The organism is uncultured Bradyrhizobium sp. (assembly GCF_936928535.1).
GTDB lineage: Bacteria > Pseudomonadota > Alphaproteobacteria > Rhizobiales > Xanthobacteraceae > Bradyrhizobium.
The window spans coordinates 20,049-32,250 of sequence record NZ_CAKZHY010000058.1; the positions used below are offsets into that span (position 1 = coordinate 20,049).

Genomic DNA, 12,202 nt, shown 5'->3' on the forward strand with positions numbered 1-12,202 from the left:
GGCACGCCCTGGAACAGGTGGGACATCGGATCGCCTCGTCGTTCGCCGCTAAGCGGCTTCGGCGAACGCTGCGGCATTCGCGAGCAACTCTTTCACTTGAGCTGCCGACAAGGTCTCGAGCGGCGGCCGCAGGCGCTGCCAGCTGGCGTGACCCGTGCGTTCCGCCATCAGGGCCTTGAGCGACGGCATCTGCGCGAAGCGCGAAACCAGCTCGCGTGCCTTCACGATGCGCGCCTGCGCTGCAGCGAGGGTTGCGTCGTCGTCGCTGTCGCGGAAGTGTTTGAAGACATAGGCAAGATCGCGGGCGACGAGATTCGAGGTCGCGGTGATGCAGCCCGCGCCGCCCTTGCGCAGCAGCGGCAGCAGCAGCGGGTCCGCGCCCGTCAGCACCGCAAAACCGGGGAAACGCTCGACCATCGCGGTCATGTTGGCGAAGTCACCCGAGGAATCCTTGATGCCGACGATGGTTGACGGATAGGCTTTGCGCAGCCGCTCGATCAGTGCGTGCGAGATCGGCTGCATCGACATCTGCGGGATGTGATAGAGCACGATCTTGAGCCTGGGATCGCCGATGCGCTGGACGATCTCGCTGTAGGCGGCATAGACGCCGTCATCGCTGACGTTCTTGTAGTAGAACGGCGGCAACATCACCACGGTGTCGACGCCGACCGACAGCGCATGGCGCGTCAACACGACCGTCTCGGTGAAGGCGGCGACGCCGGTGCCCGGCAGCAATTGGTTCGGCTTGATACCGCCGGCGATCACGGCCTCCAGCAGCCCAGTGCGCTCGGCGACCGAGAAGGAGTTCGCCTCCCCCGTCGTGCCCAGCATCGCGATGGCGTCGCAGCCTTCGTCCAGCAGGTAACGGCAATGCGCAATGAAGCGCGCATGATCAGGCGCGAGCTCTGCGTCGAGCGGCGTCAACGCGGCGGAAAACACGCCGTGTGGGTGCAAGGGCTGGGGGTGCAGCGATGATGTCGACAAAGCTTCCTCCGATCGTCAGATCGTTGTTGTTCGGAATGCGAACATTTGTTATCATCTGCCCCGTTGGTAAGAGCAGGTCGCCGCCGCGTCAAGGGCTGCGGCAGTCATGGCAGGGCATTCAGGCATGGCCAAGGTCGAAAAGAAGGCGGTAAAGCGCATATCGGATGCGTCTGCAAAAGCACCCGAGTCGAAGAACCCCAAAAACTACGTCGCGTCCGTCGGCAAGGCCTTTGCCGTGCTCAAGAGTTTCACCAGCGAGGCCTTCGAGCTGACACTGAGTGAAGTTGCCGCACGCGCCGATCTTGATCGCGGGACCGCGTTCCGGCTGATCCAGACCCTGATCGAGCTCGGCTATCTCCAGGCGGTGCCGCAGAGCCGCCGGTTCCGCCTCGGCGTCGCCTGCCTCGACCTCGGCTATACCGTGCTGTCGCACGGGTCGTTGCGAAACATCGTGGAGCCACTGCTCCGCGATCTCGTGCCCGAAGCCGGCGATGCGGCCTCGCTCGGCATGCTCGATGGTGGTGACGTGATTTATCTCGCGCGCGTCAGCGCAGGCCTCGACCGCTACAAGATGGATCGCCGGCCGGGCGCGCGTATCCCCGCCTACAGTGCGGCACTCGGCCATGCCATGCTGGCGCATCTTCAGCGCGACGAGCAGATCCGGCGGCTGGAGTCACGCCCTCGCGTCAAGCTGTCGGAGCGAACGCTGACCGATCTCGATGCCCTGCTCGCCCGGCTCGACCAGGTCAAGAAGAAGGGCTATGCCGTCTCCGACGGCGAGAATGCCTACGGTCTGCGTACGCTGGCGACGCCGATCCTCGACGCCCAGGGCTCTGTCATCGCCGGACTGAGCCTCACTGTGGATGCGATGCGCATGGACATGCCGACCTTCCGCGATCAGGCGCTGCCAAAGCTGATGCGGCTGACAGGCAAAGTGCAGGAACTTGCGATCAAGTCGGGACTGGTGGGCTGATCGCCTCTCCTGCCGAGACGCGACCTTGGCGGCGGCTATTCCGGGACGAGGGTCGCAAGTCCGGCTTCGATGATGGTGATTTCCTCGCTGACCTGTGCGATAGCCTGCTTCGGGTCGACACCGGTCACGGCCACCAGTTGCCGCAGCAGATCCTGGCGATGCGTCAAAATTCCTTCCAGCGCATCGCGATCGTTCAGCCTCACATAGCCTTCAACGATCAATTCAACGGAACGGGACATAAATACTCTCAATACAAGCTGATTTCTGATCCTCGAAAATATCGCGACGGCGCACGGCTGCGGGGATGAAGTTGCGTCAACCTTGACAGGTAAGATTAATGGCCGTGCAACGTACCGCCTAAACGGCGACACGATCCAGATCGGCGGCGATCCTGACGCTCGGAAAGATCCTGGCAGCCTCGGCCAGAATCTCGTCATCCTCATAGCGACCCGACAGATGAGTCAGCACGAGCTGCTGGACATTGTTGGCGGCCGCGAACCGGGCCGCCTCTGCTGCCGTGAGATGGCCGTAGTCCCGCGCCGTTGGCGCATCCCGATCCAGGAACGTCGCCTCGATCACCAGCAGATCGGAATCGGCGACATGGCTCGAAAGTCCCTCGGTGGTCTCGGTGTCGCCGATCACGACCAGCTTCTTGCCGCCGCTTGGAGAGCCGAGGACATCCTCCGGATCGATGGTCCGGCCTTCGATCGTGACCCGCCGTCCCGCGGCCAGCTCGCCGCGCATGGGTCCATCGGGCACACCAAGGGCTGCGAGACGGTCAGACAACCGATGGCGGCGCGCGGGACTCTGGAACGAAAAGCCAAAGCTGTCGGTGTCGCGGTGGCGGACGGGAAAACAATCGATGGCGAAGTCGCCAGCATCGATGACCTCTCCTTCAGAGAGCGGCGCGAACTGCACGGAGATCGGCGCCCTTCCCTCGCCCCACAAGCCGGCGAGCATGCGGATCACGATATCGAGCGTTTCAGACCCGGCATGGATGGTCATCGCGTCGGAGGTCTGTCGGAGCCCCAGGGTCGACGCTGGCGCTGGCGTTCTTCGGCTGGTGGATCGCCTTTCCTATCCTCGCCGCGACTGCGCCTCGACGGCCTGCACCGCGACGCTTGCCACCTGACGCAGCGCCTCACGGTCCGAGCCCGAGGACGCCATCACGCCCATGCCGACGGAGACTGCCGAGACATAACGCGCGAGCGCGGCGGGATCGGATGTCGGGATGAGATCACCCTCCGCCTTGGCACGTACAAAGCGGTCGCGCAGCAGGTCTTCATTCTGGGCGCGGCGCGCTGCGAGCTCGAAGGGCACGTTCTCGGAGCCGGTGCCGCAAGCAATGCCGCCTTGCACGAGCAGGCAGCCGGGGGGATTGGCGGGATCGGTCTGCTTGTCGGCGATGCCCATCAACATGCGCTCGGCAACCTCGCGGGCGGTCGGCGCGGCCACCACCTCGTCCATCCAGGCGCCGCGCAGGTTGGTGTAGCGGTCGAGCGCGGCCTTGAGCAGGCCCTCCTTGTTGCCAAAGCAGGCATAGAGGCTCGGCGGGTTGATACCCATGGCCTCGGTGAGTTGGGCAATCGTGGCGCCCTGGTAGCCGTGGCGCCAAAACACTTCCATCGCCTGATCCAACGCGACATCAGCGTCGAATTCGCGGGGGCGTCCCATGCCCATGTCACCACTCTCCTCGGATTCGGCGTCGTCCCTCACTCCCAACGCCAGGTCCTATCTATTTGTTCTATCTTTCTTTTCTTTTCCGCTTCGCAATCTTGCGGTAAGCGGCTACAATTTTCTTAGCAAACAGTACATAAGTATCTTGCGCTGCGGTATCCAGCTCCACATCTGTAGTGAACACTACATATCTGGAGCGCGCAAATGCACCCCTCCCAAGAAACGTCTTCCGCCGGCCGGCTCCGTCGCCTTCTCGGCGGCGTTGCCATCGTCGGCGCCCTCGCCGCCGCCGGCTCGATCGCGACCGGCCACTACTTCCACGCCGCGCAGGCAACGGCAGCCGCCGCGGCTGAGCAAGCCGTTCCCGTCACCGTTGCGCTGATCGAACCAAAACAGACCGTGCTGTGGGACGATTTCTCCGGCCGGCTCGAGGCCATCAACCGCGTCGAGCTTCGGCCGCGCGTTGCCGGCGCGATCCTTTCGACCAATTTCACCGAAGGCGCGCTGGTGAAGGCTGGTGAGGTCCTGTTCAAGATCGATCCGGCGCCTTATGCGGCCGAAGTCGACAAGGCCAACGCACAGCTCGAGGCCGCGAAGGCGCGCGTCGTCTTCACCCAAAGCGAGCTCGATCGCGGTGCGCAGCTGATCGGCAATGCCGTGGTCACGCGGCGGGACTACGACCAACGCGACAACGCCAATCGTGAAGCCATCGCCAATGTGAAAGCCGCCGAGGCGACGCTGCAGGCGGCAAAGCTCAATCTCGACTACACAGAAGTGCGCGCGCCGGTGGACGGCCGCGTCGGCAAGATCGAGGTCACCGTCGGCAATCTCGTCGCCGCCGGCACCGCCTCCCCTGTGCTGACCTCGCTGGTCTCCGTCAATCCGATCTACGCTTCGTTCGATGCCGACGAAGAAGTCGTGCTGCGGGCGCTGAACGCGATCGCCGATGGCACCGGCAAGCGCGGCAATCTCGACCAGATCCCGGTCGAGATGGCGACATCAGGCGGCCTTTCGGCCAAGGGCCACATCCAGCTCATCGACAACCAGGTCAACGGCCAGAGCGGCACCATTCGTGTGCGTGCTGGGTTCCGGAACGAGGACGGCCGTCTCATCCCCGGCCAGTTCGCGCGCGTGCGCATGGGTCAGCCGAAGCAGCAGACGCTGGTCATGATCGACGAGCGCGCGATCGGCACCGACCAGGACAAGAAGTTCGTGATGGCTGTTGGCGAAGACAGCCGCGCGGTCTACCGGCCGATCACGCTCGGTGGTTCGGTCGACGGACTTCGCATCGTCACCGCGGGCCTCAAGTCCGGCGATCGCATCGTCGTCAACGGCCTCCAGCGCGTGCGTCCCGGTGCCCTCCTCAAGACCGAGGTCGCGGCGATGGGCGCGCGCGGACAGCAGGCCTCCAACCACAGCAACCAGGACGTGGTGCAACGCTGATTACGTCATCCCGGGGCGGGCGTAGCCCGAACCCGGGATCTCGCGCTTACGAAACTCCGATCACATCACCACTGGATTCCGGGTTCGCGCTTTGCGCGCCCCGGAATGACGGCGGAGCTGTGTGGAGAACCGAAAGATATTGCCCAGGGGCAAGGCCATGAATCTCTCGAAATTCTTCATCGATCGTCCGATTTTCGCCGGCGTGCTGTCGGTGCTGATCTTTCTCGCCGGGCTGATCTCGCTGTTCGCGATGCCGATCTCGGAATACCCCGATGTCGTGCCGCCCTCGGTGCTGGTGCGCGCGACCTATCCCGGCGCCAATCCCAAGGTGATCGCGGAAACGGTGGCGACACCGATCGAGGAGCAGATCAACGGCGTCGAAGGCATGCTCTACATGTCGAGCCAGGCGACCACCGACGGCGCAATGACGCTCACGGTGACGTTCCGCCTCGGCACCGATCCCGACAAGGCGACGCAGCTGGTGCAGAACCGCGTGCAGCAGGCCGAGCCGCGCCTGCCGGCCGTGGTGCGCCAGCTCGGCATCATCACCAAGAAGTCCTCGCCCGACCTCACCATGGTCGTGCATCTGATGTCGCCGAACAACCGCTACGACATGACGTATCTGCGCAACTATGCGGTGCTGAACGTCAAGGACCGCCTGGCGCGGATCGACGGCGTCGGCGACGTCCAGCTCTATGGTGCCGGCGACTATTCGATGCGGGTCTGGGTCGATCCGCAGAAGGCGGCCGAGCACGGTCTGACCGCGAGCGACATCGTGAAGGCGATCCAAGCCCAGAACGTCGAGGCCGCCGCCGGCGTGGTCGGCTCATCGCCGAACGTCAAGGGGATCGACCTGCAACTGTCCGTCAATGCCGAGGGACGGCTCGCCAACGAAGAGCAGTTCGGCGACATCGTCGTCAAGACCGGCTCGAAGGGCGAAGTGGTGCGGCTGCGCGACGTCGCCCGCATCGAGCTTGGCGCATCCGAATACGGCCTGCGCTCGCTGCTCGACAACAAGCAGGCGGTGGCGATCCCGATCTTCCAGGCGCCGGGCTCGAACGCGCTGGAGATCTCCGATCACGTTCGCGCCACCATGGCCGAGATCAAGAAGAACATGCCGGAGGGCGTGTCCTACCAGATCGTCTACGACCCAACCCAGTTCGTCCGCTCCTCGATCGAGGCCGTGATCCACACCCTGCTGGAAGCGATCGCGCTGGTGGTGCTGGTCGTGATCCTGTTCCTGCAAACCTGGCGCGCCTCGATTATCCCCCTGCTCGCGGTGCCCGTCTCGATCGTCGGCACGTTCGCGGTGATGCACGTGTTCGGCTTCTCCATCAATGCGCTCAGCCTGTTTGGCCTCGTGCTCGCGATCGGCATCGTCGTCGACGACGCCATCGTCGTGGTTGAGAACGTCGAGCGTAACATCGAAGCCGGGCTATCGCCGCGCGATGCCACCTATCAGGCGATGCGCGAGGTCTCCGGCCCGATCATCGCGATCGCGATGGTGCTGATCGCGGTGTTCGTGCCGCTGGCCTTCATCTCCGGCCTTACCGGACAGTTCTACAAGCAGTTCGCGCTGACGATCGCGATCTCGACGGTGATCTCGGCCGTCAACTCGCTGACGCTGTCGCCGGCGCTGTCCGCCCTGCTGCTGAAGGGCCATGACGAGCCGAAGGATCGGCTGACCATCATCCTGGAGAAGAGCCTCGGCTGGTTCTTCCGGCGCTTCAACCGCGCCTTCACCTACTCCTCAAGCAGCTACAGCGGCACCGTCACCAAGGTGATCTCGGGCAAGGCCGCCGTGATGGGGCTCTATGTCGTCCTCGTCGGCATCACCGCCTTCCTGTTCCAGCAGGTGCCAAGCGGCTTCGTTCCGGGCCAGGACAAGCAATATCTGGTTGGATTCGCTCGCCTGCCCGACGGCGCAACGCTCGACCGCACCGAGGAGGTGATCCGCAAAATGAGCGACATCGCGCTGACCCAGCCCGGTGTCGAAAGCTCGGTCGCCTTCCCCGGCCTGTCGATCTCGGGTTTCACCAACTCCTCCAACGCCGGCATCGTGTTCTCGACGCTGAAACCGTTCGACGAGCGCAAGGGCGCGGCGCTGAGCGGAAACGCGATCGCGGCGGACCTCAACAAGAAATACGCCGGAATCCAGGAAGCCTTCATCGCCATGTTCCCGCCGCCGCCGGTCAACGGCCTCGGCACCATCGGCGGCTTCAAGCTGCAGATCGAGGATCGCGCCGGTCTCGGCTATGAAGCGCTGAACGAGGCCACCAAGGCGTTCATGGCGGCGATGCAGAAGGCGCCGGAGATCGCCGGCGTGTTCTCGAGCTTCCAGGTCAATGTGCCCCAGCTGTTCGCCGACATCGACCGCACCAAGGCGCTGCAGCTCGGCGTGCCGGTGACCGAGGTGTTCAACACGCTGCAGATCTACCTCGGGTCCTACTACGTCAACGACTTCAACAAGTTTGGCCGCACCTACTCGGTCTATGTGCAGGCCGACGCGCCGTTCCGTGCCCGGGCCGACGATATCAGGCAGCTCAAGGTGCGCTCATCCTCCGGCGACATGGTGCCGTTGTCGGCGCTGCTGACGATCCGTCAGAGCGCGGGGCCCGAGCGTGCGATCCGATACAACGGCTTCCTGTCGTCGGACATCAATGCCGCTGCGGCGCCCGGCTATTCGTCCGGCCAGGCGCAGGAAGCGGCGACGCGGATCGCAGCGGAGGTGCTGCCGCCCGGCTTCGCCTTCGAATGGACCGACTTGACCTATCAGGAGTTCATCGCCGGCAATTCCGGTCTGTGGGTGTTTCCGCTGGCGATCCTCCTGGTGTTCCTGGTACTGGCCGCGCTCTATGAGAGCCTGACCCTGCCGCTCTCGATCATCATGATCGTCCCGATGGGTCTGCTCGCCGCGATGTTCGGCGTCTGGCTCTCCAAGGGTGACAACAATGTCTTCACCCAGATCGGCCTGATCGTGCTGGTCGGCCTCTCCGCCAAGAACGCAATCCTGATCGTCGAATTCGCCCGCGAGCTCGAATTCGCCGGACGGACGCCGATCCGCGCCGCGATCGAAGCGAGCCGCTTGCGATTGCGCCCGATCCTGATGACCTCGATGGCGTTCATCATGGGCGTGCTGCCGCTGGTGCTTTCGACCGGCGCCGGCTCGGAGATGCGCCGCGCCATGGGCGTTGCGGTGTTCTCCGGCATGATCGGCGTCACCGTGTTCGGCCTGTTCCTGACGCCGGTGTTCTATGTGCTGCTGCGGACCATCACCGGCATGAAGCCGCTGGTGCATCACGGCAGCGGCACCAACGCAGCGCCAGTCCATACTTCGAGCCACTAGATCAGGGAAATCCCCGAGATCAGCAGCAGAACGAGCACGGTCTTGCGAAAGACCGTCTCGTTGACCCGGTGGAAGGCAATGACGCCTAACGCGGAGCCCGCGAACAGCGCCGGCAGGCTGACGGCGAGATCGACGAAGACCTTTGACGACAGATCCTGATGTCCCAGCAGGAGCGCGATCGCAAAGACCTGCATCGCCGCAATGAACGGCTGCACCAGACCGCGCTGCTCGCTTTTGGGCACCCCGCGCATGTCGCACCAGATCGTCGGGATCGCGCCAGGCATCGCGGTCAGGCCACCGACGAGCCCTCCTCCGAACCCGATCAGGGCAACCCAGTGCCGGCCGACCGCCTCGCCGGCCGTCACCAGTGTCGGTCGGAGCAGCATGTAGCCGGCATAGAGCGACACGACGACGCCAAAGCCGCGCCGGAGCAGATGAGTGTCGGTCGACTGCAACAGCGAGACGGCGATGGGAACGCCGATCAGTCCGCCCACGATCAACAGCAGGCTTCCCTCCCAGCGGATGTTGCGCCGGAGCGCCCACAGATTGGTTGCTTGCACGCCTATGCTGCACGCCATCATCAGCGGCACCGCCTCCAGCGGCTGGAACACGCGCAGCAGGACCGCGCCCGCCACCGCGGAGAATGCGAAGCCCGAGAGCCCCGAGACAAACGCGCCGGCGAACACGGCAACGCTGAGCAACAGCAGGGTCGCGATGTCAGGCATGGTCCGCCCTCCGCTCAATCGTAGGGAATCTGGGATACGGGCGCAGCAGTGCCGTCCGCACACACCGCGGGCTCGCGCGGAAACGACATTTGCATCGCATGCGCGTGAGACCGCTCCAGCATCACGAGGCCGGCGAGTTGAAGGCTGACGAGCGCCGTGGTGAGAGCCAGCGCGACAATGTTGAGGTTACGCGTGCTCGAGATTGCGGCGACTGGCTGGACGCTCGTGCGCATCAGATCGGTGGGCATTTTCTGAAACTTCCTCTTCGCTGCCGACAGAATCGATTTCGTTCAAAGGCAATGCTTCGGGCTGCGCTCCCAGGAGATGGCGATAGCGCCGCAACGCGCGCCGTGCCTCGATGGCACGCTGCTGATGTAGCGCTGCAAGCATGCGACCAGTGAGGCTGTGGAACATCCCGACCAGGCTCCGCAAATTTGTTCGCATGACAATCTCCTCTCAACCTGCAAGCGAGATTGACGGGATTTACGTCCGCGCGCTGTGAGTTGCTTCACACGAAGCTCGAACGCGACGAACAAGAAATCGTGTGCGTTCTGGGTAGGAGAGAACGCAGCACATCGCGTCACCCAAACGAATGACGTGCAGTAATATTATGATGATGAATTTGCAGGCGGCGCGCTGATGCTTTCGTCAGCGCTTTGATGCGTCAATGGACGAGCGGATTGGAAAATCCAGCTGCGAGCTTGACGAGCTCGGCCTGGCGGCTCACGCCCGTCTTGGCGAACACGCGATGCAGATGCGTCTTCACCGTCGTCTCGGCGATGCCGAGCGCGGCGGCCGTCTCGGGCACGCCACCAACCTCGATGATGCACTGAAGAACCCTGAGTTCCGCAGGCGTCAGTCCGAACGTCCGATCGATCAGCCCGGTACAGGCGCGCGCATCGAGCTGCGCCTTCCAGACGAACAGGGCTCCGATAGCGCCACCGGCGCGCCCTGCGATCCCCTCCCGTAGCAGCGAGGGTAGCGCGATCACGTGAGCGATGTGGTGGGATCCGTCACTCGCGGTCAGCTGGATGCTTCGGCCCGCAGCCGCCGCCGCGACCACCTCCGCTTCGTCACGGAAGACGTTGCGCAGCGCTGCGTTCGCGTCAGGCGTTCTCGCCAGCAACCGGCCGTTGACGGATCGCAGGACGTCGTCAGTCTTCAGGATGGCAACGGCCGCCGGATTGCTGTGGACGATGTTGCAGGCAGCATCGAGCAGGATCACACCGGCACTCAGGCGATCCACGACGTCGGCAAGCGCCATTGCCCTCTGTTGCTTCTGCTCGATCGCCCGGTTGATCATCAAGGCGCGGCTTGCATGCGGAACCACGAGTTGCATGCGCGCCCGCATCTTCGCATCCAGCATCTCGCGGCCGGGAATCACCGTCAGCAGGATCGGACACGACGAATTTGCCTGGTCCAGCACCACATTCGCGACGTCGGCAGATCCCTGGGGGCGCAGCCATTCCTGATAGAAGCGGCCGCGGCGGTATTCGTCGAAATTGACGAGATCGGGGATGTTGCGCACCTCGCCGTAGCGGGGCAGCCTCGCGAGCGGGTCGTGCTGGGCGTACTCATCGGCATAGAGCTGAATAAAGTGCGGATCGACCCCGCAATAGTAGTGCGTCGCCCCTGACTTGCTGACCTTGTCCTTTGAAATCAGGCCGCAGGCTCGGCTGCCGAAGAATCCGTTGAGCATGACGACGACATCGGACCACAATCCAGGATTGAGCCCGGCGTCGTAGATGCTCTCGATCAACTCCTGATGTTTGATAGCCAGTTGCATGAAAAGGGCCAAGTGTCAGGCGAGCAAGTGTCAGGCAGGCGGATTTGTGGCGTTGGTGCCGGCGGCGTTTCTATGGAGTCGGCCGCGAGGGCATTTGGTTCAAACCTTCCGACGCCGATTGGCCAATTAGTTGGCAAGCGGATTGGAGAAGCCGGCCGCGAGCTTGACGAGGTCGGCCTGACGCGAGGTGCCGGTCTTGGCGAACACGCGGTGCAGATGGGTCTTCACCGTCGTCTCGGCAATTCCCAGCGCGATGGACGTTTCCGGCACGCCACCGACCTCGACGATCGACAGGAACACCCGCAGTTCGGTCGGCGTCAGGTCGAAGGTCCGCGCAATCAGCTCGCCGTAGCAATCCCCGAGCGTGACCTTGCGCAGGAGGAGCGCGCCGACGGCATCGGACGACCGCTCGCTGCGGTTCCGCAGCACTGATGACAGCGGCAGGAGATGCGCGACGTAGCGTTCGCCTGTGGGCGAAAGCAAGGGGATCGCTTGTGCTCCTGCGGCGAGCGAGACCGCATCTGCGCGGGCCGCAAAGGCGTCGCGCAGCGCCTGATTGGCTTCCGCACCACTGATCATCAGCTGGCCTGCAACGATGCGAACCACCTCGTCGGCCGCGGCCAGCGCACGTCCGCTGGCATTGGCGTGCACGACATGGCAGCTGGAATCCAACAGGAAGATGCCGGACGACAGATTATCCAGGACATCCGCGAGCGCCGTGGCCAAGGTTAGTTGCGCGCCGATGGCGCGGTTGACGAGCAGCGCGCGGCCGGCATGCGGCACGATCAGCGACATCCGGTGCCTCATGCCGGCATCGACCATGCGACGCCCCGAGAGCACCGTCATCATCACCGGGCAGCTTGCGTTCGACTTCTCGAGCACGACATTGGCGGCATCGCTGCAGCCCTGCGGCCGCATCCATTCCTGATAGAAGCGGCCGCGGCGATATTCGTCGAAATTGACGAGATCGGGGATGCTGACGATCTCGCCGTGCGGCGGCAGGATCGTCAGCGGATCGAACCTGGAATGGGTTTCCGAATAGAGCCGGATGTAGTGCGGATCGGCCCCGCAATAATAATGCGTGACGCCGAACTTGCTGATCGAATCCTTGGAGAACAGCCCGCAGGCCTGGCCGCCGACGAAATCGCGGATGCCCACGACGACGTCGTTCCACAAGGTGGGATCGAGACCGGCATCGTAGATCTGTTCGACCAGATCGGGCAGCTTCCGCGCTCTCGGCATGGCCTTGAATGGTTTGGGATGAACAA

10 protein-coding genes and 1 pseudogene are annotated in these 12,202 nt (G+C 63.8%); 3 read left to right on the forward strand and 8 right to left on the reverse strand.

The features are described from left to right. Nucleotides 1-48: 48 nt before the first annotated feature. Nucleotides 49-984: a dihydrodipicolinate synthase family protein gene (locus tag Q0687_RS08685; protein WP_298874576.1), complete on the reverse strand. Its 936-nt coding sequence runs from the start codon at nt 982-984 to the stop codon at nt 49-51. A gap of 106 nt (nt 985-1,090) precedes the next feature. Here Q0687_RS08685 and Q0687_RS08690 point away from each other — a divergent pair, with 106 nt between their 5' ends. Then, nucleotides 1,091-1,957, forward strand: coding sequence for an IclR family transcriptional regulator C-terminal domain-containing protein (locus tag Q0687_RS08690; protein WP_298874578.1), 867 nt, complete (start codon nt 1,091-1,093; stop codon nt 1,955-1,957). 35 nt (nt 1,958-1,992) lie between these two features. Here Q0687_RS08690 and Q0687_RS08695 read toward each other — a convergent pair whose 3' ends face one another. The 3 genes and pseudogenes from Q0687_RS08695 to Q0687_RS08705 all read right to left on the reverse strand — a co-directional run bounded on the left by Q0687_RS08695 (nt 1,993) and on the right by Q0687_RS08705 (nt 3,637). Then, on the reverse strand, nt 1,993-2,196 hold the full coding sequence (locus Q0687_RS08695; RefSeq protein ID WP_128952352.1) for a hypothetical protein: 204 nt from the start codon (nt 2,194-2,196) through the stop codon (nt 1,993-1,995). 118 nt (nt 2,197-2,314) lie between these two features. Further along, a pseudogene (locus tag Q0687_RS08700) lies at nt 2,315-2,995 on the reverse strand (MBL fold metallo-hydrolase); the annotation flags it as partial. Nucleotides 2,996-3,034: 39 nt separating this feature from the next. Further along, nucleotides 3,035-3,637 (reverse strand): TetR/AcrR family transcriptional regulator, encoded by a 603-nt coding sequence (locus Q0687_RS08705; protein ID WP_298874588.1) that lies wholly within the window; start codon nt 3,635-3,637, stop codon nt 3,035-3,037. A gap of 201 nt (nt 3,638-3,838) precedes the next feature. Here Q0687_RS08705 and Q0687_RS08710 point away from each other — a divergent pair, with 201 nt between their 5' ends. Both Q0687_RS08710 and Q0687_RS08715 read left to right on the forward strand, forming a co-directional pair. Beyond that, nucleotides 3,839-5,077: an efflux RND transporter periplasmic adaptor subunit gene (locus Q0687_RS08710; RefSeq protein ID WP_298874591.1), complete on the forward strand. Its 1,239-nt coding sequence runs from the start codon at nt 3,839-3,841 to the stop codon at nt 5,075-5,077. 157 nt (nt 5,078-5,234) lie between these two features. Continuing rightward, nucleotides 5,235-8,423, forward strand: a complete 3,189-nt coding sequence (locus Q0687_RS08715) for a multidrug efflux RND transporter permease subunit (protein WP_298874592.1) — start codon at nt 5,235-5,237, stop codon at nt 8,421-8,423. Here the strand turns inward: Q0687_RS08715 and Q0687_RS08720 are convergent. The 4 genes from Q0687_RS08720 to Q0687_RS08735 all read right to left on the reverse strand — a co-directional run bounded on the left by Q0687_RS08720 (nt 8,420) and on the right by Q0687_RS08735 (nt 12,176). After that, nucleotides 8,420-9,148 (reverse strand): sulfite exporter TauE/SafE family protein, encoded by a 729-nt coding sequence (locus Q0687_RS08720; protein WP_298874596.1) that lies wholly within the window; start codon nt 9,146-9,148, stop codon nt 8,420-8,422. The two genes, Q0687_RS08715 and Q0687_RS08720, sit on opposite strands and share 4 nt — an antisense overlap. A 14-nt stretch (nt 9,149-9,162) precedes the next feature. After that, nucleotides 9,163-9,396 carry a hypothetical protein gene (locus tag Q0687_RS08725; RefSeq protein WP_298874599.1) on the reverse strand — a complete coding sequence of 78 codons (234 nt, stop codon included), beginning with the start codon at nt 9,394-9,396 and terminating at the stop codon, nt 9,163-9,165. 416 nt (nt 9,397-9,812) lie between these two features. Further along, a complete protein-coding gene (locus Q0687_RS08730; protein ID WP_298874601.1) occupies nt 9,813-10,934 on the reverse strand; it encodes a helix-turn-helix transcriptional regulator in 1,122 nt (373 codons plus the stop codon). A gap of 126 nt (nt 10,935-11,060) precedes the next feature. Then, a complete protein-coding gene (locus tag Q0687_RS08735) occupies nt 11,061-12,176 on the reverse strand; it encodes a helix-turn-helix transcriptional regulator (RefSeq protein WP_298874604.1) in 1,116 nt (371 codons plus the stop codon). Between the last annotated feature and the right edge of the window lie 26 nt (nt 12,177-12,202).